Annotated in this window: 20 protein-coding genes; 12 read left to right on the forward strand and 8 right to left on the reverse strand. The window is 63.2% G+C overall.

Going from position 1 to position 23,142, the window contains the following annotated elements; all coding sequences use genetic code 11:
- Positions 1 to 214: 214 nt before the first annotated feature.
- Positions 215 to 3,226, forward strand: a complete 3,012-nt coding sequence (locus AC1RQ5_RS18480) for an Rne/Rng family ribonuclease (RefSeq protein WP_493200860.1) — start codon at positions 215 to 217, stop codon at positions 3,224 to 3,226.
- Positions 3,227 to 3,422: 196 nt separating this feature from the next.
- Here the strand turns inward: AC1RQ5_RS18480 and AC1RQ5_RS18485 are convergent, their stop codons facing one another.
- The 3 genes from AC1RQ5_RS18485 to AC1RQ5_RS18495 form a co-directional block, all read right to left on the reverse strand.
- Positions 3,423 to 4,763 (reverse strand): dicarboxylate/amino acid:cation symporter, encoded by a 1,341-nt coding sequence (locus tag AC1RQ5_RS18485; protein ID WP_398476573.1) that lies wholly within the window; start codon positions 4,761 to 4,763, stop codon positions 3,423 to 3,425.
- A gap of 120 nt (positions 4,764 to 4,883) precedes the next feature.
- Positions 4,884 to 5,474, reverse strand: a complete 591-nt coding sequence (locus AC1RQ5_RS18490; protein WP_493200862.1) for a biotin transporter BioY — start codon at positions 5,472 to 5,474, stop codon at positions 4,884 to 4,886.
- A 2-nt stretch (positions 5,475 to 5,476) separates the two neighbouring features.
- Positions 5,477 to 6,664, reverse strand: coding sequence for a pyridoxal phosphate-dependent aminotransferase (locus tag AC1RQ5_RS18495; protein WP_493200864.1), 1,188 nt, complete (start codon positions 6,662 to 6,664; stop codon positions 5,477 to 5,479).
- Between the two features lie 112 nt (positions 6,665 to 6,776).
- Here AC1RQ5_RS18495 and AC1RQ5_RS18500 point away from each other — a divergent pair, with 112 nt between their 5' ends.
- Positions 6,777 to 8,186, forward strand: coding sequence for a M48 family metalloprotease (locus tag AC1RQ5_RS18500; protein WP_398476682.1), 1,410 nt, complete (start codon positions 6,777 to 6,779; stop codon positions 8,184 to 8,186).
- Between the two features lie 111 nt (positions 8,187 to 8,297).
- On the opposite strand, the gene AC1RQ5_RS18505 is transcribed toward AC1RQ5_RS18500, so the two are convergent.
- Positions 8,298 to 8,834 carry an REP-associated tyrosine transposase gene (locus AC1RQ5_RS18505; RefSeq protein ID WP_493200866.1) on the reverse strand — a complete coding sequence of 179 codons (537 nt, stop codon included), beginning with the start codon at positions 8,832 to 8,834 and terminating at the stop codon, positions 8,298 to 8,300.
- Positions 8,835 to 9,236: 402 nt separating this feature from the next.
- Here AC1RQ5_RS18505 and AC1RQ5_RS18510 point away from each other — a divergent pair, with 402 nt between their 5' ends.
- Complete coding sequence (locus AC1RQ5_RS18510) at positions 9,237 to 10,217, forward strand: tripartite tricarboxylate transporter substrate-binding protein (protein ID WP_493200868.1); 981 nt, start codon at positions 9,237 to 9,239, stop codon at positions 10,215 to 10,217.
- Between the two features lie 128 nt (positions 10,218 to 10,345).
- Here the strand turns inward: AC1RQ5_RS18510 and AC1RQ5_RS18515 are convergent, their stop codons facing one another.
- The gene (locus AC1RQ5_RS18515; protein ID WP_493200870.1) at positions 10,346 to 11,425 is read right to left on the reverse strand and encodes an adenylate/guanylate cyclase domain-containing protein; all 1,080 of its coding nucleotides are present in this window, start codon (positions 11,423 to 11,425) and stop codon (positions 10,346 to 10,348) included.
- 225 nt (positions 11,426 to 11,650) lie between these two features.
- Here AC1RQ5_RS18515 and AC1RQ5_RS18520 point away from each other — a divergent pair, with 225 nt between their 5' ends.
- Positions 11,651 to 12,427, forward strand: coding sequence for a DsbA family protein (locus tag AC1RQ5_RS18520; protein ID WP_398476584.1), 777 nt, complete (start codon positions 11,651 to 11,653; stop codon positions 12,425 to 12,427).
- Positions 12,428 to 12,564: 137 nt separating this feature from the next.
- On the opposite strand, the gene AC1RQ5_RS18525 is transcribed toward AC1RQ5_RS18520, so the two are convergent.
- Entirely contained in the window at positions 12,565 to 14,598 is a 2,034-nt protein-coding gene (locus tag AC1RQ5_RS18525; RefSeq protein WP_493200871.1) for a pyrroloquinoline quinone-dependent dehydrogenase, read from the reverse strand.
- Positions 14,599 to 14,862: 264 nt separating this feature from the next.
- On the reverse strand, positions 14,863 to 15,042 hold the full coding sequence (locus tag AC1RQ5_RS18530; RefSeq protein ID WP_493200872.1) for a hypothetical protein: 180 nt from the start codon (positions 15,040 to 15,042) through the stop codon (positions 14,863 to 14,865).
- 150 nt (positions 15,043 to 15,192) lie between these two features.
- Here AC1RQ5_RS18530 and AC1RQ5_RS18535 point away from each other — a divergent pair, with 150 nt between their 5' ends.
- The 8 genes from AC1RQ5_RS18535 to AC1RQ5_RS18570 all read left to right on the forward strand — a co-directional run bounded on the left by AC1RQ5_RS18535 (position 15,193) and on the right by AC1RQ5_RS18570 (position 22,343).
- Positions 15,193 to 15,423, forward strand: coding sequence for a DUF6894 family protein (locus tag AC1RQ5_RS18535; RefSeq protein ID WP_493200874.1), 231 nt, complete (start codon positions 15,193 to 15,195; stop codon positions 15,421 to 15,423).
- A 167-nt stretch (positions 15,424 to 15,590) separates the two neighbouring features.
- Entirely contained in the window at positions 15,591 to 16,358 is a 768-nt protein-coding gene (locus AC1RQ5_RS18540; protein ID WP_493200876.1) for a DUF1236 domain-containing protein, read from the forward strand.
- A gap of 285 nt (positions 16,359 to 16,643) precedes the next feature.
- Positions 16,644 to 17,108 carry a type II 3-dehydroquinate dehydratase gene (aroQ, locus tag AC1RQ5_RS18545; protein WP_493200878.1) on the forward strand — a complete coding sequence of 155 codons (465 nt, stop codon included), beginning with the start codon at positions 16,644 to 16,646 and terminating at the stop codon, positions 17,106 to 17,108.
- A gap of 33 nt (positions 17,109 to 17,141) precedes the next feature.
- Positions 17,142 to 17,684 carry an acetyl-CoA carboxylase biotin carboxyl carrier protein gene (gene accB, locus AC1RQ5_RS18550; RefSeq protein WP_493200880.1) on the forward strand — a complete coding sequence of 181 codons (543 nt, stop codon included), beginning with the start codon at positions 17,142 to 17,144 and terminating at the stop codon, positions 17,682 to 17,684.
- 131 nt (positions 17,685 to 17,815) lie between these two features.
- Positions 17,816 to 19,165: an acetyl-CoA carboxylase biotin carboxylase subunit gene (gene accC, locus AC1RQ5_RS18555; RefSeq protein ID WP_398476598.1), complete on the forward strand. Its 1,350-nt coding sequence runs from the start codon at positions 17,816 to 17,818 to the stop codon at positions 19,163 to 19,165.
- A gap of 126 nt (positions 19,166 to 19,291) precedes the next feature.
- Complete coding sequence (locus tag AC1RQ5_RS18560) at positions 19,292 to 20,815, forward strand: sensor histidine kinase (protein WP_398476600.1); 1,524 nt, start codon at positions 19,292 to 19,294, stop codon at positions 20,813 to 20,815.
- Positions 20,812 to 21,252: a response regulator gene (locus tag AC1RQ5_RS18565; RefSeq protein WP_398476602.1), complete on the forward strand. Its 441-nt coding sequence runs from the start codon at positions 20,812 to 20,814 to the stop codon at positions 21,250 to 21,252. The genes AC1RQ5_RS18560 and AC1RQ5_RS18565 overlap by 4 nt, the downstream gene beginning before the upstream one ends.
- A complete protein-coding gene (locus AC1RQ5_RS18570) occupies positions 21,249 to 22,343 on the forward strand; it encodes a sensor histidine kinase (RefSeq protein ID WP_398476604.1) in 1,095 nt (364 codons plus the stop codon). The genes AC1RQ5_RS18565 and AC1RQ5_RS18570 overlap by 4 nt, the downstream gene beginning before the upstream one ends.
- A 5-nt stretch (positions 22,344 to 22,348) precedes the next feature.
- Here the strand turns inward: AC1RQ5_RS18570 and AC1RQ5_RS18575 are convergent, their stop codons facing one another.
- Positions 22,349 to 23,125, reverse strand: coding sequence for a DODA-type extradiol aromatic ring-opening family dioxygenase (locus tag AC1RQ5_RS18575; RefSeq protein ID WP_493200883.1), 777 nt, complete (start codon positions 23,123 to 23,125; stop codon positions 22,349 to 22,351).
- Positions 23,126 to 23,142: the final 17 nt, after the last annotated feature.

Below are 23,142 nucleotides of genomic sequence, written 5' to 3' on the forward strand. Positions count from 1 at the left end.
CCGACCGAGACCCATTCGGGGACACCGATGCGAAGCTTCAGCTTCGTGCGGTTGCCTTTGTGGCTCTCACCTTCGGCGACCTTCCAGTTGTCAACGCGCGACGGTGAGCGTTTCGACCTTCCCCTCACCCCAGAATCAGGTGGACCCTCGCGTCACCCGGCCGCGCTGAATGCGCTTGCCGCCACGCGTGCACTCCGCCGCCATGAGCCATTCCATGCCAAACAAAATGTTGATCGATGCGACGCATCCCGAGGAGACCCGGGTCGTCGTGGTCCGCGGCAACCGCGTCGAGGAATTTGATTTCGAGACCGCGCAGCGCAAGCAGCTCCGCGGCAACATCTACCTCGCCAAGGTCACGCGCGTAGAGCCGTCGCTGCAGGCGGCCTTCATCGAATATGGCGGCAACCGCCATGGCTTCCTGGCCTTCAGCGAAATCCATCCGGATTACTATCAGATCCCGACGGCCGACCGTCTGGCCCTGATCGAGGCCGATGAGGCCGCGCATCGCGAAGCCGAGGAAGAGAGCGAGAAGCGCACCAACCGCCGCCGCTCGCGTCATCGCAATTCGCGCCGCCGCGACCGCGGCGAACGCGTACGCAGCGATGTGATCGAGGGCGCAGCCATCGATCCGTCGCAGGCCCAACAGCCGCATGCGGAATTCGAAGGCTGGGTGCCGGCGAGCTTTGACGCGCCCGCCCACGCTGCCGCGCCCGAAACCGTAACCTCCGAACCCGCCGTCGTCGCTGGGACGCAGACCGAGCAGCCCGCCATTGCCGCCGAGCCGGTGGTCGCTGAGACCAGCGAGCCCGTCGCCGCGCAGAGCGAAACGGTCGAGCCAACCGCAGTTGCCGCGAGCGACGAACAGCCGATTGCCACCCAGGCCGCCGAAGCCGCTCCGCAAGGCGCGCCCACCGATGCCGAACATGCGGCCGAAGGCGACGATGCCGAGGACGATGAGGACGAAGACGAGGACGACGAGGAAGAATCCGAAGAGGATCAGGTCGAATCCGTCGGCGGCGACGACGTGCTGGAAGAAGTGCCGGAGCGTTCGTTCCGTCCGCGCCGCCAGTACAAGATCCAGGAAGTCATCAAGCGCCGCCAGGTGATGCTGGTGCAGGTGGTCAAGGAAGAGCGCGGCAACAAGGGCGCCGCTCTCACGACCTATCTCTCCCTCGCCGGCCGCTACGCCGTGCTGATGCCGAACACCGCGCGCGGTGGCGGCATTTCGCGAAAAATCACGTCGGCGCAGGATCGTTCGCGCCTCAAGGAAGTGGTGTCGGATCTGGACGTGCCGGAAGGCATGGGCATCATCCTGCGCACCGCAGGCGCCTCCCGCACCAAGCCGGAAATCAAGCGCGACTTCGAATATCTGATCCGGATGTGGGAAACCGTCCGCGACATGACGCTGAAGTCGCAGGCCCCCACCCTCGTCTACGAGGAAGGCTCGCTGATCAAGCGCTCGCTGCGCGATCTCTACAACAAGGAGATCGATGAAATTCAGGTCGCCGGTGAAGCCGGCTACCATGAAGCACGCGACTTCATGCATATGCTGATGCCGAGCAACACGCGCGCCGTGAAGATGTATCGCGACGGCCAGCCGCTGTTCTCGCGCATGGGCGTGGAGAGCCAGCTCGACGCCATGTTCACGCCCACCGTGCAACTGCGCTCGGGCGGCTACATCGTCATCAACCAGACCGAAGCCCTCGTCTCCATCGACGTGAACTCGGGTCGTTCGACTCGCGAGCATCACATCGAGGACACCGCGCTGAAGACCAATCTCGAAGCGGCCGAGGAAGTCGCGCGTCAGCTCCGGCTGCGCGACCTTGCCGGCCTGATCGTGATCGACTTCATCGACATGGACGAGAAGCGCAACAACCGCGCCGTCGAACGCAAGATGAGCGACTGCCTGCGCCAGGATCGCGCGCGCATCCAGGTCGGCCGCATCTCGCATTTCGGCCTGCTCGAAATGTCACGCCAGCGCATCCGCGCCAGCGTGCTGGAAAGCTCCACCGAGGTCTGCGCGCATTGCGGCGGCACCGGTCACGTCCGCTCGGTCTCCTCGGTCGCGCTGCAGCTTTTGCGCGGCGTTGAAGAAGTGCTGATGAAGGGCGCGACGCATAATCTCGTCGTTCGCACCCGCAGCGACGTTGCGCTCTATGTGCTGAACCACAAGCGCGGCCATCTGCGCGACCTCGAAGAGAGCTTCCAGGTCACGATCGCCGTGCTTGCCGATCCGCATGTGACGGGTCAGCAGTCCTATGTGATCGACCGCGGCGAACAGATCCACACGCTGGAAGCCGCCAAGGCCCTGCTCGCCTCGCAGCTCGCCAATCTGCCGCCGCCACCCGAAGAAGAGCCCTACGACGACGAAGAGCTGTTCGAGACGGAAGCCGAAGTCGAGACCGAAGAGACTGAAGGTCTCGGCGATGAGGAAGGCACCGAAGCCTCCGCCGACGGCGAAGGTGGCGATCGCAAGCGCCGCCGCCGTCGTCGCCGTCGCGGTGGTCGTACAGGTGAAGGCCGCGAAGGCGGTGAGACCAGCGATACGCAGGTCAGCGATACCCAGGTCATGACCGACGGCGCGATCGAAACCGTTGGCGAGCCCGCCGGCGATGACGCTGAAGGCGACGATGACGAGGCCGATGATCAGCCGCGCGAAGTCCGTGGCGAAGATGGTGCTGATGGCGAGCGTCGTCCGCGCCGCCGCGGCCGTCGCGGTGGCCGCCGCCGTCGTGGCGGTGAGCGTGGTGAAGGCAATGAGGAAGGCCTCGCCGGCTCGATCGCCGACGAACTCGCCGGTCCCTCGGAGTCCGAAGCCAGCATTGCCGTCGCCGATCTCGAGGGCGCCAATAACGGTCACGGCGATCAGCCAGGCGTCGAAGCGCAGCCGGTGGAAGCACCCAAGCGCGACCACGACTCGGTGCCGATGTTCGCACCAGCAGAACCCGCGCCCGTCGCACCAGCTCCGGTCGCTGCAGCGCCTGAGCCTGCCCCAGCGCAGGACGACGACAAGCCCGCCCGCCGCCGCTCGACGGTGCGCGAGAAGGTAAGCTTCGCGAGCGCGACCGCTGCGGTCGAGCCGGAAGCAGTAGCTCCCGTCGTTGCCGCTGAAGCGCCCGCTCCAGTCGCTGCGCCGGTGACCTCACCTGCTCCGACACCGGATGCGCCTGCCGCCCCGCGCAAGGCCGGCTGGTGGTCCCGCGCTTTTGGCGGTGGCGAGAGCTGAGATCGTAGCCCGGATGGAGCACAGCGACATCCGGGGATATCGAGTTAGCTGAAACGCCGGCCCAGGATTGCGCTTCGCTCCATCCAGGCTACACACAAACAAAAAAGCCGCCTGGCAAAACCAGGCGGCTTTTCTTTTCGTTTCGTAGATGGGTATCGCTGGCGCTCAACCCATCCTGCGCCGTTACGCTTGCGCCTTAGCCTGTCGTGATCGCCGTCTCGACATCCGACGGATCCACATCCCTGTTCAGATTGGCGTGCATCACGTCCTTGTCGAGCTCGCCTTCCCACCACGACACGAACACCGCGGCGATGCCGTTGCCGGTGATATTGGTGAGCGCGCGGACTTCGCTCATGAACTTGTCGATCGAGAACACGATCGCCATGCCCGGCACCAGGCGCGGATCGACCACGGCCAGCGTCGCCGCCAGCGTGATGAAGCCGGCACCGGTGACGCCCGAGGCGCCCTTCGACGTCAACATCGCCACGATCAGGATCGTGATCTGCTGACCGAAGGACAGCTCGACACCGAGCGCCTGCGCAATGAACAACGTCGCCAGCGTCATGTAGATATTGGTGCCGTCGAGATTGAACGAATAGCCGGTCGGGACCACGAGGCCGACCACCGACTTCGAACAGCCGAGCCGCTGCAGCTTCTCCATCAGCTGCGGCAGCGCGCTTTCCGACGACGAGGTGCCGAGCACGATCAGGAGCTCATCCTTGATGTAGCGGATGAACTTGAAGATGTTGAAACCGACGATGCGGGCAATGATGCCGAGCACGACGACAACGAACAGCAAGGCGGTCCCGTAGAACAGCAGGATCAGGCTGAACAGATTGGTGAGCGCGGCCGGGCCGAACTTGCCGATCGTATAGGCCATGGCACCGAATGCGCCGATCGGTGCCGCCTTCATGACGATGGCGATGACGCCGAAGACTGCGTGCGACGTCTCGTCGATCAAATCCCGCAGCTTATGGCCGCGTTCACCGAGCGCCATCAGCGCGAAACCGAACAGGATCGCAAATAGCAACACCTGCAGGATGTCGCCCTTTGCGAAGGCGCCGACCACGCTGTCCGGAATGATGTTGAGCACGAAGTCCACAGACTTCTGTGCTTCCGCCTGCTTCACGTAACCGGCGACGGCGGCGTTGGTCGGATCGACCTTTGCCGTCAGGCCATGACCGACCTGGAACAGGTTGCCCATGATGAGGCCGAGCACCAGCGCGAAGGTGGAGACAATCTCGAAATAGATCAGCGCCTTGATACCAACGCGGCCAACCTTTTTGGCGTCCTGGATATGGGCGATGCCCGACACCACGGTGCAGAAGATGATCGGCGCGATCACCATCTTGATCAGCTTGATGAAGCCGTCACCAAGCGCCTTGATCCAGTCATTGGTGGCGAATTTCGGCTCCAGCCAACCGACCAGCACGCCGATGACAATGGCGATCAGCACCTGAATATAGAGGACCTTGTACCAGGGCTTGGCCGCCTCAGGGGCACCAGAACTTTTTGCTGCCGTTGCAGTCACCGACATTGAACATTTTCTCCCAGTTTGTCGCAAAACTGGGGGTCCTTACACGCAATAATGTCGCAGCCGCAACCCGCGGGGCGGAATTAGTTATACGATTAAGCGAGTAATTGGTCGCATACGCGTCTAGTTGCTGCGACGGGCCGCCGCACCATATGCGAGCGGGATGAGAAGTGCGCCGATCGCATTCTTGAGCAGCGCACCAGCCAGGAACGGCGTCACGCCAACGATCAGCGCCTTGCCGACGCCGAGCCCGACGCCGAAGGCCAGCCAGGCCCATCCCATTGAAAGAATGATGAAATGGCCGATGCCCATGGCTACGAACAGCCAGCCGACCGAGCGATCCCAGCCGCGCTCGGCGAGCCAGCCGGTGGTGAAGGCCGCGACCACAAAACCGAACAGGAAGCCCGCGGTTGCGCCGAAGAGCGGCTTCAGGCCGCCCGTGGGGCCGGCAAAGACCGGCAATCCACCAGCACCGACAAGGAGATAGAGAACGAGCGTCGCCGTTCCCAGCCGCCAGCCATAGGCGGCGCCGATCATCAGCACCACGAGTGTCTGCAAGGTCATCGGCACGAAGGGCAATTGCAGATTCACTTTGGCCGAGACGGTCAGCAACACGACACCGGCAACGGCCAGAATGGCTGCCCGTCGCAAGACTGCCGCTGTGTTGCCGCTGGAGGGCCACAAGACGCCGGCGATTGGGGATTGTGCGCTCATGATCAGGCCAGCCACTTGCAGATGCGCGTCACGGCATCCCGCATCTCCGCGCTGGAGCGCGCATAAGAGAAGCGGATGAAGGACTTACCGTGAAACGGATCGAAATCGGCGCCCGGCGTCGCGGCCACATGGGCCTGGTCGAGCATCTTTTTCGCAAAGTCAAAACTGTCATTCGTGAACTTCGAAACATCCGCGTAAAGATAGAACGCACCGTCTGCCGGAAGGAATTCCGTGAGGCCGGCTTGCGGCAAACCAGCGGTCAAAATGCGGCGGTTCTCCTGATAGCCGTGCTTGATCTCCTCCATCTCCGCCGCCCCGTCGAACGCCGCCTCGGCGGCGATCTGCGACAGGGTCGGAACCGAGATGGACAGATTCTGCTGCAAACGTTCCATGGCGCGAACAAGCGGCGGCGGCACCACCATCCAGCCGACCCGCCAGCCGGTCATGCAGAAGTATTTCGAGAACGAATTGATGATCAGCGCATTCGGCGACAGTTCGGCCGCGGTCACCGCCGGAAATGCGTAATCGAGGCCGTGATAGATCTCGTCGGAGATGAAGCGGATGCCTTCGCTCTCGGCCGCCGTGATCAGATCGGTGAGCGCCTCGCGCGACATCATGGTGCCGGTGGGGTTCGCAGGGCTAGCGACCAAAACTCCCTTCAAAGGCTTTTCCCGATGCGCTTTCAACAAAGCTTCGCCCGTTAGCGCATGCCGCGTCTCGGCGTGCGTCTCGATCAGCACCGGCTCGCAGCCGAGTGCGGTGAGGATGTGTCGATACGGCGGATAACCGGGCGCTGCGATGGCCACGCGATCGCCGGGCTCGAACAATGCGAGAAACGCGAGAATGAACGCGCCCGACGATCCCGTCGTCACCACGATCTGTTCGGGATCGACATCGCATTTGTAGGTGTCGCGATAATGCCGCGCGATGCGGGCGCGCAGTGAAGGCGTGCCGAGGGCTGCGGTATACTCCACCTGCCCGCGCGCCAGCGCCTCCTGTGCGGCCTTGATCGCCGTCTGCGGCGCGGGGGCTGCGGGCTGGCCGACTTCCATATGGATGACGTGACCACCGGCCGCTTCGATGCGGGCGGCGGCGGCCATCACGTCCATCACCATAAAGGAGGGAACATCGCTGCGGCCGGACGCCGCAAGCAGGTGATGGGCGCTGGCACGGAGGATCGTATCGGACATCAAAATCTGCTATCTGCGCGGCGACCCCGATGTTTCTGCGTGCGGGCGCGCCGCGCTCCCGCCGCAATATTGAACTGTACCGGCTTATCGCGAATCCAACCTTCGGCCAATGATGAAAGACCAGCACGCGCAGCCCAAAAAAGCTGCCATCCGGATGTTCTCCAGGCTGACCGCCCTGCTCACGGCCGCCGCGATCACGCTGACGCCGATGGCGGCCCGTGCCCAGCAAGGCGACATCCGCCTGCTCCGCGACGCGGAGATCGAACAGCTGCTGCGCGACTACACGCGCCCGATCCTGCGTGCGGCCGGGATGGAAAAGCAGAACATCCAGATCGTCATCATCAACAATGCAAGCTTCAACGCCTTCGTCGCCGACGGCCGTCGCATCTTCGTCAATCACGGCGCGCTGATGCAATCGCAGACGCCGAACCAGCTGATCGGCGTGCTCGCCCATGAGACCGGCCATCTCGCCGGCGGCCATCTGTCAAAGCTGCGCCAGCGGCTGGCCGAAGCGCAGACCTCGATGATCGTCGCCATGCTGCTCGGCGTCGGCGCCATGGCGGCCGGCGCGCGCGGCGGCAGCACCAATAACAGCATGGGCAATATCGGCGCCGCCGCCGTGGCCGCACCGCAGGCGATGCTGATGAACACGATGCTGGCCTATCAGCGCCAGCACGAGGAAAATGCCGATCGCGCCGGCGTCGGCTTCCTCAACAAGACCGGACAATCCGCGAAGGGCATGTATGAGACGTTCCAGCGTTTCTCGTCCGACAGCCTGTTCGCGGCGCGTGGCAGCGATCCCTATATGATGTCGCATCCGATGCCGCGCGAACGCGTGGCCGCATTGGAAGGCCTCGCCAAATCGAGCCCCTATTGGGACAAGAAGGACGATCCCGCTTTGGTGCTGCGCCACGAGCTGATGCGCGCCAAGACCGCGGGCTTCATGGAGCAGCGCGACACGGTGCTCCGCCGCTATCCACCGACCGATACCAGCCTGCCCGCGCAATATGCCCGCGCCATCGCCACCTATCGCCACGGCGATCTCAGCGTTGCCATCGCGCAGATCGATCAGTTGATCAAGGCGCAGCCAACCAATCCGTATTTCTACGAACTGCGCGGCCAGGCGCTGCTCGAAGGCGGCAAGCCGAATGAGGCCATCGCGCCGCTGCGCCGCGCAGTGCAGCTTGCGAGCAACGCTCCGCTGATCGAGATGATGCTCGGCCAGGCGCTGATCGCATCCGGCAACAATGCCTATACGGACGAAGCCATCCGCATCCTCAAGGGCGCGATTGCACGAGAAGGCGAAGCGCCGGCGGGGTATCAGCAGCTCGCAATGGCCTATGGCCGCAAGGGTGAGCTCGCGGAGGCTGACCTGGCTTCGGCGCAAGCGGCGTTTTTGCGTGGTGATAACAAGACCGCACGGGATCTGGCGTCACGTGCGAAGGCCAGGTTTGCGGTGGGCACGCCGGGCTGGGTGAAGGCGGATGATATTGTTGCGGCGAAGGTGGCCGGGAAGAATTGAGGCGAAAGGATCGTAGGATGGGTTGAGCGCAGCGAAAACCCATCACAACAAACACCGGCGCTTGTGATGATGGGTATCGCTCCGGCGCGTCGCGCCTGCGCTCAACCCATCCTACGATTCAGAGCGTTCTCCGAAGTCGCCAGCGGCATCGGCGTGATCGCCGCCCCAATCGTCCGGATATATTCCCTGCTTCACGAAGCGATGGAATGACGAATACGGCCAATCCCTCACCCGCGTAACGTAGCCATGCTTCACCGGGTTGTAATGAATGTATTCGACATGACGCTCAAAATCCCGCTCGTCGCGGATCGTATGCTCCCAGAAGCGGCGTTGCCAGATGCCTCGTTCGCCGCGGATCGTTCGGCTCCGTGAGACGTCTTCACCAGCCATGACGTGTCGCGAGAAGTGAGCCTTGATCAACCGCCAACGAGTGGCGAAATCGGCATCGCCATCCGGTAGCGTCCAGATCGCGTGGAGATGATCGGGAAGCACCACAATGGCATCGATGGAGAAAGGTTGTCGCACGTCATGAAACGCTGCGCGTAAATGATCCACATGATCAGTCAGCAACCGTCGCCGACGATCCGCAAGATTGACCGTGAAGAAAAAACAGCCACCGGCAAGGAAGTTACGACGATAGGCAGTCATGAGCGCCTCGGAGAAGCAGCGCTCATATCATAGCGTAAATTCCGGAGTGTAGGATGGGTTGAGCGCAGCGATACCCATCACAACAAACACCGGCGTTTGTGGTGATGGGTATCGCTCCGGCGCGTCGCGCCTGCGCTCAACCCATCCTACAACTGCAACGGCCCTGCTATTGAAACAGGCGGCCTGCTGCCCCGATCATCTGCCCCACAGTAAACCTGTCGGCACGCGCCGGCGTTTATGACCGGATTTGCTGCGCATATCGGCAGACTGCGCACCACGATCAGCAATCCGCCCTGTTTTCCATCAGTAAACTTCTGGTCCGCTTTCTGCATAGCCGGGATCGCACGGGACCGTCACGTCCTGCTGCCACGCGACGTCCGGAACAGGATCAGGAGCACGATCATGAAATATGCGCTTGCCGCTTTGCTATCGCTTGCCGCTTTCGTTTCCCCCGGCCATGCCGACGACTATCCGTCCCGCACGATCACGATGATCGTGCCATTCGCGGCAGGCGGCCCCACGGATTCGCTGGCCCGCGTGCTCGCGCAAGCCATGTCCGACCCGCTGCGCCAGACGGTCGTGGTGGAGAACGTGCCGGGCGCCGGCGGATCGCTGGGCGCCAATCGGCTGACCCGCGCTGATGCCGACGGATACACGATCCTGCTGACGGATCTGGCGCTCCCGGCAGGCCCTATCCTCAATCCCAATGTGAAATACGATATCGGCAAGGATTTTGCGACGATCGGCGTGGTCAATGCCGGGCCGATGATCCTGATCTCGAAGCCCGGTCTGGCAACGGACGCCGCCGACCTGTTCAAGCTGATGAAGAAGGATGCGAGCAAGCTGACCCTCGGCCATTCCGGCGTGGGCTCGAATTCGCAGATGTGCGGCCTGTTCATCCAGCAGACGCTCGGCGTCAAACTGACCGAGATTCCGTATCGCGGCGCTGGCCCGGCGATGAACGACATGCTGTCGGGACAGCTCGACGTGATGTGCGAACAGTCCACCACCGCCATCCCGCAGATCGAGGGGCAGAAGGTCACCGCCTATGGCGTGACGTCGCCGACGCGGCTGCCGCTCTTTCCGAACCTGCCGACCTTGTCGGAGGCCGGCCTCGCCAAGTTCGAATTCACGGTCTGGCACGGCCTCTATGCGCCGCCGGCCACGTCGCCTGCCGTGATCCAGAAGCTCAACGGCGCGCTGCAGACCGCGCTCGCCAGCCCGCTCGCGCGCAAGCGTTTCGAGGATGCCGGCCGCGTCGAATTCGCTGCCGATCAGCGCAGCCCTGAAGCGCATCGCAACATGCTGGATTTCGAGAGCCGGCGCCTCACCGACGCGCTCGGCAAGGCAGGCCTGATCGAAGTGAAGGCGGTCTCCCGCTAACGGGCACAGGCTGCCGGCTGGTCGGCGCGCGCACCTCTCATTGCACCACCCGAGCGCCGACCCGCGAGGTCGAACCGCTCCCTAGGGCCATGATGGGGTGGGTACGCCGCTGCGCAGCGATCTCGAATTCATCGCGCTGGCAAAGCCGCTATGGATTTTTTGCCCGCTGGATGCGGCGCGCCGTCCTGCGGCGCGCCGTCCTGCGGCGCCGCATCCAGCCCCATCGCATCGATGCCATCGACGCGGCCACGGATCGGCAGGCGGCCGAGATCGCACATGGTGATGGGTAGACGGGACTTGAATTGCTCGATCGCCGCGCGCGAGGCGACGAAGCCGCCAGGAATGTCGCGGCTCAGCGCTTCCAGGCGTGAGGTCGTGTTCATGACATCACCATTGAAAACGATGGCGCGTTTGACATCGCCGATTTCGCCGATGATGACCGGGCCGAAATGCAGGCTGCCGCGAATGCGCGGCGCGGCGCCGAATTCGCGTTCGAACGACGCAGCCTTGCGCGCGAGTTCATCGCGCATGGCCATGAAGCAGCGCAGTGGCCGGCTGTCCTGCGCACCTTCCCGTCTGGTCCAGGTGACGATCATCTCATCGCCGACATAGGCCAGCACCTCGCCACGATAATCGACGACGGGCAGCGACAGCAGGCGAAAGGTGCGATCAAGAAAGCGATGGATGCCAAGACCGCCGAACTGCTCGGCCAGTGTGGTCGAGCCCGCGATATCGACGAACAGCACGAAGCGCTCTTCCTCGACGGGCGCGTGATAACGGCCGGTGAAAAAGTTTGCCAGCGCACGCCCGCCGACGAGATTGGTGATGGCCAGCACGAGATTGACCAGGATGGAGACGACGACGGAATAGACGAGACTCGACCAGAACGTATTGTCGATCAGCTCGGCCCGCCGTCCGATCAGCAGATCGACCACGGGAAACCACTGGATGGCGAGAATGACGACTGCGTAGAACGCGCTTTTGATCAGCAGATTGGTCGTGAACGGCAGTGAACTGAGCCAGGCGCGGACGGGGCCGTCGCCGACAAGGACTTCGAAACCGCCGACACATGCGCTGATCAGGAGCCCGGTGACGATGCCCGGCAGTGCCGGCAGGTCGTGCGCGATGCTGAACGCTGCGCCGGCAACGCAGCCGGCGATCATGATCGAGATGAGAACCCGCAATTTCCGTTCAAGCCTGGCGTTCATCCGGCCCCCTCGCCGCGCAACACACGCGGTCCAACCTAGACGCTTTGTCGCAGACCGGCACCGCATTTGTGGCTCCCATGGAGCGCCGCGATGCGTCCGGCCGGCGGCCATGAATTGCGCGTGATTTCATTCACAAATTCCGCGTATTTCGATCACAAGATGCTATGCAGCATTCCACCTGACATGATCCTGACGCGATCGCTCGTCCAAAAGGATATTTTACCTATGCGCACGTTCCGCCTCCTCGCCTCCGCCGCAATGGCATTCGCGCTGTTCGCAGCGCCGGCCTCGGCCCAGAGCGCGTCTCAGAGCTTCAATGACGCGCAGCGTGGCGAGATCCGGACCATCATCAAGGACTACCTGCTGCAGAATCCGGAAATCCTCGAAGAGGTCTCGGCCGAATTGCAGAAGCGCCAGGCTGTGGCCGAGGCCGAGAAGCACAAGGCGGCCGTGACGGCCAATGCCAAGCTGATCTTCGATTCGCCGCGCGGCGTCATCGTCGGCAACAAGGACGGCGACGTCACTTTCGTCGAGTTCTTCGACTACAATTGCGGCTACTGCAAACGCGCCATGGAAGACATGGTGACGCTCATGAAGGCCGATCCGAAGCTGAAGGTCGTGCTGAAGGAATTCCCGGTGCTTGGACCCGGCTCGGTGGAAGCAGCGCAAGTGGCCGTTGCCGTGCGCATGCAGGACCCGACCGGCAAGAAGTATCTCGACTTCCACCAGAAGCTGCTGAGCGGCCGCGGCCAGGCCGACAAGGCCCGCTCGCTGGCAGCCGCCAAGGACGCCGGCCTCGACGTCGCCAGGCTGGAAAAGGACATGACGAGCCCTGAAGTGCGCGCCACCATCGAGGAAAACTTCAAGCTCGCCGAGAGCATGGGCATGAACGGCACGCCGAGCTATGTGATCGGCAACCAGGTGGTGATCGGCGCCGTCGGCGCCGAGGCGCTGAAGGAGAAGATCAATGTCGCGCGCTGCGGCAAGGCGGCGTGCTCGTAAGAGCGATTGCGATCATCGTGTTGCGAAAGCCGGCTGGAAACAGCCGGCTTTTTTGATGCGAATTCGTAGGATGGGTGGAGCGAAGCGAACCCATCACAACGGGCGCCGGGCGTGCGGTGATGGGTTTCGCTCCGCCGCTAACGCGTCTCCGCTCGACCCATCCTACGGCGGCGGAGAATTTGGATGGCGGCGAGCATCAACATCACGAGCGCCATACCGCCGATGATCGCTCCTGCCCGCAATCGCCCGCCGGGACGATCTATATACAGCGACCATAGCGACGACGCTTCTCCGTCACGCGGCAACCGAAACGCCACGACGCTGTCGCCGATGGACGTGCCGGATTCCGAATGGCCGCCGGCGCCGATGACCACATATTGCTCGCCATTGATCGCGTAAGTCATGGGATTGGCGACGCCCGGAACGGGCAAGCGGCCTTGCCAAAGCTCCCTGCCATTGCTCGCATCGAAGGCACGCAAATAGGAATCCATCGCGCCGGTGAAGATGACGCCGCCGGCGGTCGCCAGCACACCGCTGACCAGCGGCGTTCCGGTGTTCAGCGCGATGCCAAGCGGTGCGATGTCTTCGGTGGTGCCGACCTTGCTCTCCCACAGCACCTTGCCGGCCTTGAGATCGACCGCAACCATGGCGCCCCAGGGCGGCGGATTGCAGGGCATGCCGAGGGGTGATGCCACCAGCGCCCGCGTCATCGCAAAGGGCGCGCCGCGCTGCGGGCCGAAATCGGTACCTGCTGGCGGCTTGTAGTTCTGCGCCTGCGCGCGCGGGATCAGCGTGATGCGATGCACGGCGCGGCTGGTATTGGCGATCATGATCTGGCGCACGGGATCATAGGCAACACCACCCCAGTTCACGCCGCCGCCGGTCATGGGGAACAGCAGCGCGCCGTCCGTCGATGGCGGCGTGAACAGGCCGTCATAACGGCCCGACGTTAACTGCTCGCCGCAAGCCTTGCGATCCCAGAAGATGACGCCGAATGGCTTGTCGAGGTCGAGCCGCTGCGGCAGCAATGGCGGCACATGCGTGGGATAAGGCTGCGTCGGCGACAACAGCTCGCCGGGCGCGCCGCCTTGCGGCACCGCCCTCTCCTCCACCGGCCAGAGCGGCTGTCCGCTGTCGCGGTCGAGCACGAAGACAAAGCCCATCTTGGTGGCCTGGATCACCACATCGCGCGGACCATTGCCGATATCGATGCGCGCCAGCGTCGGCTGCGCGGGGACGTCGTAGTCCCAGACATCGTGATGCACGGTCTGGAATGCCCAGGCGAGTTCGCCGGTCTCGATCTTCAGCGCGACGACGGAATTGGCGTGTTTGTTGTCGCCGGGTCGCTTGCCACCGAAGAAATCGGGGCTTGGCGATGAGGTGGGCAGGAAGACGAGGCCGCGCGCGTCGTCGACTGTCATCGGCGCCCAGACATTGGCATGGCCGGCCGCGATGCCATCGCGGATGAGCGGATCCCAGCTCCAGCGCGGCGCGCCGGTCCGCGCGTCGAAAGCGCGGACGATACCGGGCGGCGCCTCCACGCGCCGATTGTCGGCGAAGGCGGAGCCCACCACGACGACATCGCGCGCGACCACCGGCGGCGACGTGATCTGGAACTCGCCCGCATATTCCAGGGGGGCGCCGGGATCGAGCTTGACCTCGCCTGCGTTGCCGAAATCGGCGCAAGCCTGTCCCGTCTTCGCATCGAGCGCGATCACGCGGGCATCATTGGTGCCCATGAAGATGCGGCTGGCGCAGGCAACGCCCGCCGCTGCGCGGTCATCACGCCAATGCGTCACGCCACGGCAGACCCAGCGATTGCCGGGCCTCAAATCGGCGGGGATGCCGGGATCGTAGCGCCAGCGGGCGCGGCCTGTGGAAGGATCGAGCGCCACCACTTCATTGAACGGCGTGCAGAAGATCAGGCTGTTATCCACCAGCAGCGGCGTCGCCTCGAATTTGGAGCGTCGCATCTGCGCCGGCGGACGGGCGATGAGATCGCCGGTATGAAACGTCCATGCCTCGACCAGGCGGCCGGCATTGTCCGGCGTGATCTGTGACAATGGTGAGAACCGCGTACCGCCGGCATCGCCGCCCCAATGCTCCCATGCCAGTGCGGGCACCGCGCAAAGCGCGGCAATGGCAGCAATCCCGGCAATCCACACCCGCATCGACAATACGCTCCGCGGCGCCAGCCATGGCCGCGGAGCGGAGGTTATGTGAGTTGCGACATTTGTCTATTGCAGCCCTTTGACGCGCGTCAATTCTGGTATCTGCCTCCGTGACCCACGAGTGTGTCGGTCGGTCACGATGAACTGACGCCCGGCATATTGCCGGCGCGATCCACTCGGCTACGGGAAAAAGGCGCCGCCAACGTTAGTATTGGGCACCGGGCGGCGCAAAACGGTTCGGCTTGGATTGCCGATCGACGCAACTCAGGCGGCTTCGCCATCCGCATGGATGTTGTCCTTGTCCAACAAGGCCAGTTCCGGGCGCAGACGCTCCAATTTGCTCGTAGTGTTTTCGAGAACACCCGCAACAAGACCCGACATCGCCGTCTCGATCGGCGCGGCCTCGGCGATCTTCTGCACCATGCGTTCGATAAATGCCGTCATGCCCTGATCCTCATTTCAACCAGGCCAATGCACAACCGCCAGCTTTAGTTCCTGCCATGCGCCGCCGACATAAGTCCCTGCCCGTCATGACCGAATCGCGGAACAGGATCGACGACGCCGGCTTGGTTCTGCAGAGGATGGAGGCTGCAGATGCCAAAGTATCATTTCGAGATTGTCGATGGATTTCGACTGGAAGACCCGATCGGCCAGGACTGTCATAGCGACGCGCAAGCCAAAACTGTTGCAGAACGGATCGCGCGCCAGATCGCGGAGGATATCCGACGTGACGACCACGATCGCAAGGTCATCGTGCTCGATGACAATGGCGAGGAAGTCTGCAAGACGCCGATCGACGATACGGATAGCAGTTCCGCATTATGAGCGTGGCCGTCGTGTGAATGCAGCATGAATGGCAAGCGTCAGCACGCCTGACGCAATCGGCACTGCTCATAACATCGGCAAAGAAACTACACTTTCTCCGGAACATCCGTATGCGGGCTCCGTTGTCGGGCGGGCAATGCAAACTTACCACTGCGAGGAGAACCGAAATGAACAAGCGTCTATTTGCGACTGTCGCTGCTGCCGCTTTGATTGCGGGTACGAGTTTTGTCAGTGCACAGAGCCCCGGCGGTGCCGGCGGCGGGAGCCCGGGTGGAGCAAGCGGCGCGAGTGGCGGCGCGACCATGAGCCGCGAAGCGCCGGCGGGCGGCGGTGCAGCGGGTGGCGCAGCCGGCGGCGGCGCATCCATGCGCGGCGGCGCGGAAGATCGTGCGGCGCCGGCGGCCAACAGCGCACCGACCAAGCGCGATGAGGCGACGGACACGACCAACAAGTCCGAGCAGAAGCAGCCTGCGACCAAGCAGACGCAATCGGACGACAAGATGCAGCGCGATAACGGCAATCAGCGTGCGAGCGATCAGACCCGTGACAACGGCAAGAACGCGAAGGACATGAAGGCCGAGGACAAGAACAATCCGGCCGCCAATTCGAAGTCCACCGCCGACAGCAAGTCGACGACGACCGAGAAGTCCACCACGACCACCGGCCAGGCTGCGGCCGGCGCCAAGCTTACCACCGAGCAGCGCACCAAGGTCACCACCGTGGTGAAGCAGCAGAATATCGCTCCGGTGACCAATGTGAACTTCTCAGTCTCGGTGGGCACGCGGGTGCCACGCGACGTTCACTTCCATCCGGTCCCGGCCGAGATCGTGACGATCTACCCGGCCTGGCGCGGCTTCAACCTGATCATGGTGGGCAGCCAGATCGTGATTATCGATCCCGCGACTTATGACATCGTGGCTGTGATCGACGCGTAAGCGCCAATCACCGAGCTCAAGCAAAGGGCGAGTTCTTCGGAACCCGCCCTTTTCCGTTGCGCGAGCGGCGCTGCCGCCTTGCCGATGGGAGCTGTGTTTTATTCCGCATTGCGGCTCTTGCCCGGCAACGAGCCAATCCACTGGTTCCGTTGGGCATTTTATCAACCAGACAAGGTATTTGGCTGGGGGAACCCGGCCCGGTAAGGCTTCCCCTCACCGCCGAGGTTACCTATAACCCCCGGCAGAACCGCGCCTTTGCGCCCTGTCGCCTGTCCGGGACCCTCGATGGCCAATTCAGTCGCCAACACCGTCTTCGTTCTCAACGGCCCCAACCTCAATCTGTTGGGGATCCGGGAGCCGGAGACCTATGGGCACGCCACCCTCGCCGATGTCGAGGCGCTGTGTGCAAAGGCGGCTGCGAGTTTTGGCCTGACGGTCGATTGCCGCCAGTCGAATATCGAGGGCGAACTGGTCAATTACATCCACGAGGCGCGGACCAAGGCTGTCGGCATCGTCATCAATGCCGGTGCCTATTCGCACACCTCGATCGCGATCCATGACGCGCTGGTCGGTGTGAAAGTGCCAACCGTCGAAGTGCATATCAGCAACGTCTACACCCGCGAAGACTTCCGCCATCACTCCTTCACGGCCCGTGCCGCCTTTGCCAGCCTGTGCGGCTTCGGCATCGAGGGCTATCGCCTCGCGATCTCCGGTCTCGCCGCCAAGCTCGGCAAGACCCCGCTCACCTGATTCAAACCCACTCCTTCAGATATCGGATTGCCCATGGCCCGTAAGCCTCCTGCCAAAGCCGCCCCGAAAGCCGCCGCCCCCAAGATCGCGGCGCCGCAAGCTGCCTCCGCCGACAGCGCCTTCATTCGCGAACTCGCGCAGCTGCTGAACGAGACCAATCTTACCGAGATCGAAGTCGAGCGTTCGGGCCTGCATGTTCGCGTCGCCCGCGAAATTCATGTAACCACCGCCGCTGCTCCGGTCTACGCACCGGCGCCTGTGGCTGCCGCGCCTGCGCCGGTTGCTGTCTCGGCCATCGCTGCTGCCCCCGCCGCACCGTCGGGACCGGACTACAGCAAGCATCCGGGCGTCGTGCCCTCGCCGATGGTCGGAACTGCCTATATGGCGCCGGAGCCGGGCAAGCCGCCTTTCATCAGCGTCGGCACCAAGGTCACCGCCGGCCAGACCCTGATCATCATCGAAGCGATGAAGACCATGAACCAGATCCCGGCGCCGCGTGCCGGCACTGTGACCCAGATCCTGGTCGAAGACGGCGCGCCCGTCGAATACGGCGAACCGCTGGTTATTATTGAGTAACAAGACTCTCCGTCATCCTGAGGTGCTTGCCCGCAGGGCAAGCCTCGAAGGATGAGAGCTCGGAGCCCGTGGCCATCCTTCGAGGCGCGCAAGCGCGCACCTCAGGATGACGACACAGCAAGGCAAATAGAATGTTCGAGAAAATCCTGATCGCCAATCGCGGCGAGATCGCACTTCGCATCTTGCGCGCCTGCAAGGAGCTCGGCATCGCGACCGTGGCCGTGCACTCCACGGCTGACGCAGACGCCATGCATGTGCGCCTCGCGGACGAGAGCGTCTGCATCGGTCCGCCCGCATCCAAGGACAGCTATCTCCATATCCCGTCGCTGCTGGCCGCCTGTGAAATCACCGGCGCCGATGCGGTGCATCCGGGCTATGGCTTCCTGTCGGAGAATGCGCGCTTCGCCGAGATTCTCGCCGACCACAATCTCGCATTCATCGGCCCCAAGGCGGAGCATATCCGCACCATGGGCGACAAGATCGAAGCCAAGAAGACCGCCAAGCGTCTCGGCATTCCCGTGGTGCCGGGTTCGGATGGTGGCGTCGGCCCCGAAGACGATGCGATGGCGATCGCGCGCGAGATCGGCTTCCCGGTGCTGGTGAAGGCCGCAGCCGGCGGCGGCGGCCGCGGCATGAAGGTGGCGCAGACCGAAGACGATCTGCTGATGGCGCTGTCCACCGCCTCCAACGAGGCCAAGGCCGCCTTCGGCGATGCCTCGGTCTATCTCGAAAAATACCTGACAAAACCGCGCCACATCGAGATCCAGGTGCTGGGCGATGGCCGCGGCGGTGCGCTGCATCTCGGCGAGCGCGACTGCTCGCTGCAGCGTCGTCACCAGAAGGTCTGGGAGGAAGGTCCGTCGCCGATCCTGTCACCGGAAGCGCGCGCCAAGATCGGCGGCATCTGCGCCAAGGCGATGCAGGACATGAAGTATCTCGGCGTCGGCACCATCGAATTCCTCTATGAGGACGGCGAGTTCTATTTCATCGAAATGAACACGCGCATCCAGGTCGAGCATCCCGTCACCGAGATGATCACCGATATCGATCTCGTGCTGGAGCAGATCCGCATCGCCGCCGGCGGCGACCTGCCCTGCACCCAGGACGAGGTGAACATCATCGGCCACGCCATCGAGTGCCGCATCAATGCGGAAAACCCGGAAACCTTCCGGCCCTCGCCCGGCACCATCACGCAATATCACCCGCCGGGCGGCCTCGGCGTCCGCATCGATAGCGCCGTCTATCAGGGCTACAAGATCCCGCCCTATTACGACTCGCTGGTCGGCAAGCTGATCGTGCACGGCAAGAACCGGCCGGAATGCCTGATGCGGCTGCGCCGCGCGCTGGACGAGATCGTGGTGGACGGCGTCGAGACCACGCTGCCGCTGTTCCGGAAGCTCGCCCGCGAGCAGGATATGATCGAGGGCGACTACCACATTCACTGGCTGGAGCAGTATCTGGCCGGAAAATCAGGCGGTTAGCACGCGGTTGAGAAAGTTGCGGCGCCGATGGAACCAAACAGCGAGATCGGCGTTTGTCGGGTGCCGGGAACTCCCGGTTCCCGGGGGCTATGTCGAAATTGCTGCTGAAACTGGTCCAGGCTCGTCATGACAGCTGACGCAGCCCGTAAGCGTGCATTCTGGCAAATTGTCCTGCTGACGGCGGGGTTGCTGGTGTTGATCGCCATCAGCGCGGCGTCGGTGATTTTTGTCAACCGCGCCAGAGACGACCAGCGCTGGGTCACCCACACGGTCGAGGTCCAGAACCAGATCTCCAACCTGCTGCTGGAAATCCGCCGGGCCGAGAGTGCCACCCGCGCTTACTTGCTGTCGTCGGGCCCGCAATTCCTCACCGAATACGAGACCTCATCGTCGGCGATCCTTCCTGCCGTCGACAAGCTCACGAAGCTGGCCAATGACAATCCGGCGCAGGTCACCAATTCGGCCAAACTGCGCGCGGCGGTGGAGCAGCGTCTCGCCGAATTCGGCCGCGGCATCGATCGCATCAAGAATAACGAAGTCCAGACCAGCATCGAGATCCTGCGCCGTGGCGGTGCCAATGAAGCGGTGCAAGCCATCGCCGACATCACCCGTGCCATGCGCGCCGAGGAAGGCCGCCTGTTTGTCGAGCGCACGCGCACTGCGGATGAAAGCCAGCAATGGGCGTCCTTCATTACGATCGCAGGCTCGGCGCTTGTCGTCCTGTTCGCGGCGGTCTCCGTCTTCCTCGTCCGGCAATCATCGAATGCGCGCGACGAAGCCGAAGCCAAGCTGCGCGACAACAATCTCAACCTCGAAACCACCGTGCAGGAGCGCACCGCGGACCTGCGCGAGGCCAATGAGGAAATCCAGCGCTTCGCCTATATCGTGAGCCACGACTTGCGCTCGCCGCTGGTCAATATCATGGGCTTCACCAGCGAGCTGGAAGAGCTGCGCGGCGACATCTTTCGCCGCATCGCCACGCTGGCCAATGAAGAGCCGGTGGTTCCCGACACCGACGGCAACCTGCCGGAGCCGGCGCTTCCCGCCGAAGACAAGCAGCTGTCATCGGACTTCAGCGAAGCCCTTGGCTTTATCAAGTCCTCGATCGGCAAGATGGACCGGCTGATCAGCGCGATCCTCAATCTCACCCGCGAGGGCCGCCGCGAGTTCCGGCCGGTGAAGATCGACACCCGCGAGTTGATCGAAGGCATTGCCTCTACCGTCGCGCATCAGGCGTCGGAGACCGAAACCCAGATCCATGTCGAGCCATTGCCGGAAATCGTCAGCGACCGTCTGTCGCTGGAGCAGATTTTCGGCAATCTGATCGACAATGCGCTGAAATATCTGAAAACCGGCGTTCCCGGCGATATCCGCATTAAAGGCCGCACCAAGATGGGCTTTGCCATCTTCGAGGTCATCGACAATGGCCGCGGCATCGATCCCAAGGATCACCAGCGGATATTTGATCTTTTCCGCCGGGCGGGTACACAGGACAGGCCCGGCCAAGGTATTGGGCTGGCGCATGTGCGTGCCCTTGTGCGCCGGCTGGGCGGCACCATGTCGGTGTCGTCCGAACTCGGCAATGGCAGCACTTTCACCGTCACTTTGCCCGCCCGCTGGACGGGCAAGAGCAGGAACGAAGAATCATGAGCAGTCCCGTCACGATTATTATGATCGAGGATGACGAGGGTCACGCCCGTCTGATTGAGCGCAATATCCGGCGCTCCGGTGTCAACAATGAGATCAAGCCGTTCACAAACGGTACAGACGCCCTCGCCTATCTGTTCGGCCAGGATGGCACCGGCTCGGCACATCGCGGCGACGCCCTGCTGATCCTGCTCGATCTCAATCTGCCCGACATGACCGGCATCGATATCCTGCGCCGGGTCAAAGAGAACGAATATCTCAAATTTGCGCCGGTCGTGGTTTTGACCACCACCGACGACGCGCAAGAGATCAAGCGCTGCTACGAGCTCGGCTGTAACGTCTACATCACCAAGCCCGTGAACTACGAGAATTTCGCCAACGCGATCCGTCAACTCGGTCTGTTCTTCTCCGTGATTCAGGTTCCGCAAGCCAATCCATGACCACGACTGCCACGCCCACGCTACTCTACATCGATGACGACGCGGGTCTCGCGCGGCTGGTGGAGCGTGGGCTGAAGCGGCAGGGTTATCTTGTCGAACACTGCGAGAATGGCGAGGCCGGCATCGAACGCATCAAAGCGGGCGGTGTCGATGTCATCGCGCTCGATCAATACATGCCTGGCATGGACGGCCTCGAAGTGCTGGACCTGATCCAGAAACTGCCGTCGCCGCCGCCGGTCGTGTTCGTCACGGCCTCGCAGGACAGCAAGATCGCGGTGACCGCGCTCAAGGCCGGCGCCGCCGACTATCTCGTCAAGGACGCCACCGGCGACTTCATCCCGCTGCTCACCGTGGCCTGCGACACGGCGATCCGGCAGGCTGCGATCATGAAGGCGCGCGACGACGCCGAAGCAGAAGTACATGCGTCGCGCGACCGCTACGCTGCATTGGCCGCCGAGCGCGAAGTGCTGCTGCGTGAGGTCAATCACCGCGTTGGCAATTCGCTGCAGATCATTGCTTCGCTTTTGCACCTGCAGGCAAGCTCGGCGCGTGAAGACGATGTGAAGGTCGCACTCACCAATGCGATGGGCCGCGTTGCTGCCGTCGCGCAGGTGCATCGCCGCCTGTATACGTCGCACGATCTCAACAGCGTGCTGCTCAATCAGTATCTCGAAGCGCTGCTCGAAGACCTTCGCCGCTCGGCCGAAGGCAACCGCATGTCACGGCTGACGCTGAAGGCGCAAGCCATTGAGATCGATCCGGACCGCGCAGTCGCCATCGGCATCATCGTCAACGAGCTGGTGATGAATGCCGTCAAATACGCCTATCCCGACGGCGCCGGCCCGATCCATGTGGTGCTGTCAGGCCAGGGCGACGATCTCGAATTGTCGATCACCGACGATGGCGTTGGCCTCAATGTAAAGGCCGACCCACGCTCCACCGGCATGGGCCAGCGCATCGTCAGCGCCATGGCCAACAAGCTGGATGCAACGGTCGAGCGCGATCCCAACCATACCGGCACGCGGGTGATCCTGCGCTTTAGCGCGGTGACGAAGCCCGCGGTGAAGTTTCAGGCGGCCGCAGCGAAGTAGTTCGCTTACGCGTCATCGAACGCATACACATCCATACGCAAGATGCTGTGCGTGGCACTCGCATGCAGCCGCCTCGCCTTGCCGCCTGCGCCCAGCGCGACATAGAGCGGCAGCAGATGCTCATCGGTGGGATGGTTCTTCACCGCATGCGGCGCGTGCGTGCGATAGGCCAGCAGATCATCCATCGCATTGCGCTGAAGCGCATCGTCAAACCAGTCGGCGAAGTCGTTGACCCAGTCGGGCGCCGGCTCATCGACGGCCTGGCCACGAAACGACGAGAGATCGTGGGTGAAGCTGCCGCTGCCGATCACCAGCACGTTGCGTTCGCGTAGTGAAGCGAGTGCACGGCCGAGCCGGACATGATGGGCGGGACCGAGATGGGTCTGGATCGACACCTGAAACACCGGGATGTCGGCCTGCGGATACATCAGCAGCAACGGCACCCAGGCGCCGTGATCGAGGCCGCGCAGCGGCTCGACGGCGCAGGATAACCCGGCATCCTGCAACAGGCCCGCGACCTCTGCGGCGAGTTGTGGCGCGCCCGGCGCGTCGTAATCCAGCTCATAGAGCTGGCGCGGAAAGCCACGGAAATCGTGGATGGTGGTGTTGCGCGCGGTGCCGCTGACTTCCGGCGCGAAGGTCTCCCAATGCGCCGAAGCCACCACGATCGCGTCAGGCCTCGGCAGCGACGCACCGAGTCCTGTCAGAAAGCTGCGCGCGGGCGCATCGGTGAAAGGCAGCATCGGCGAACCATGCGAGAGAAAGATGCTGGGAAGAGCCATGGAATGCGTCCTTTCAC

This window comes from Tardiphaga sp. GW821-FHT12E02, from assembly GCF_058807155.1.

Bases quoted from the DNA above. Each gene is read 5' to 3' on its own strand.
- AC1RQ5_RS18570 (WP_398476604.1), top strand. From the start codon at position 21,249: ATGACCACGACTGCCACGCCCACGCTACTCTACATCGATGACGACGCG.
- AC1RQ5_RS18480 (WP_493200860.1), top strand. From the start codon at position 215: ATGCCAAACAAAATGTTGATCGATGCGACGCATCCCGAGGAGACCCGG.
- AC1RQ5_RS18560 (WP_398476600.1), top strand. From the start codon at position 19,292: ATGACAGCTGACGCAGCCCGTAAGCGTGCATTCTGGCAAATTGTCCTG.
- AC1RQ5_RS18520 (WP_398476584.1), top strand. From the start codon at position 11,651: ATGCGCACGTTCCGCCTCCTCGCCTCCGCCGCAATGGCATTCGCGCTG.
- AC1RQ5_RS18535 (WP_493200874.1), top strand. From the start codon at position 15,193: ATGCCAAAGTATCATTTCGAGATTGTCGATGGATTTCGACTGGAAGAC.
- AC1RQ5_RS18495 (WP_493200864.1), bottom strand. From the start codon at position 6,664: ATGTCCGATACGATCCTCCGTGCCAGCGCCCATCACCTGCTTGCGGCG.
- AC1RQ5_RS18530 (WP_493200872.1), bottom strand. From the start codon at position 15,042: ATGACGGCATTTATCGAACGCATGGTGCAGAAGATCGCCGAGGCCGCG.
- AC1RQ5_RS18525 (WP_493200871.1), bottom strand. From the start codon at position 14,598: ATGCGGGTGTGGATTGCCGGGATTGCTGCCATTGCCGCGCTTTGCGCG.
- accB (WP_493200880.1), top strand. From the start codon at position 17,142: ATGGCCCGTAAGCCTCCTGCCAAAGCCGCCCCGAAAGCCGCCGCCCCC.
- AC1RQ5_RS18540 (WP_493200876.1), top strand. From the start codon at position 15,591: ATGAACAAGCGTCTATTTGCGACTGTCGCTGCTGCCGCTTTGATTGCG.
- accC (WP_398476598.1), top strand. From the start codon at position 17,816: ATGTTCGAGAAAATCCTGATCGCCAATCGCGGCGAGATCGCACTTCGC.
- AC1RQ5_RS18515 (WP_493200870.1), bottom strand. From the start codon at position 11,425: ATGAACGCCAGGCTTGAACGGAAATTGCGGGTTCTCATCTCGATCATG.
- AC1RQ5_RS18575 (WP_493200883.1), bottom strand. From the start codon at position 23,125: ATGGCTCTTCCCAGCATCTTTCTCTCGCATGGTTCGCCGATGCTGCCT.
- aroQ (WP_493200878.1), top strand. From the start codon at position 16,644: ATGGCCAATTCAGTCGCCAACACCGTCTTCGTTCTCAACGGCCCCAAC.
- AC1RQ5_RS18505 (WP_493200866.1), bottom strand. From the start codon at position 8,834: ATGACTGCCTATCGTCGTAACTTCCTTGCCGGTGGCTGTTTTTTCTTC.
- AC1RQ5_RS18485 (WP_398476573.1), bottom strand. From the start codon at position 4,763: ATGTCGGTGACTGCAACGGCAGCAAAAAGTTCTGGTGCCCCTGAGGCG.
- AC1RQ5_RS18565 (WP_398476602.1), top strand. From the start codon at position 20,812: ATGAGCAGTCCCGTCACGATTATTATGATCGAGGATGACGAGGGTCAC.
- AC1RQ5_RS18490 (WP_493200862.1), bottom strand. From the start codon at position 5,474: ATGAGCGCACAATCCCCAATCGCCGGCGTCTTGTGGCCCTCCAGCGGC.
- AC1RQ5_RS18500 (WP_398476682.1), top strand. From the start codon at position 6,777: ATGAAAGACCAGCACGCGCAGCCCAAAAAAGCTGCCATCCGGATGTTC.
- AC1RQ5_RS18510 (WP_493200868.1), top strand. From the start codon at position 9,237: ATGAAATATGCGCTTGCCGCTTTGCTATCGCTTGCCGCTTTCGTTTCC.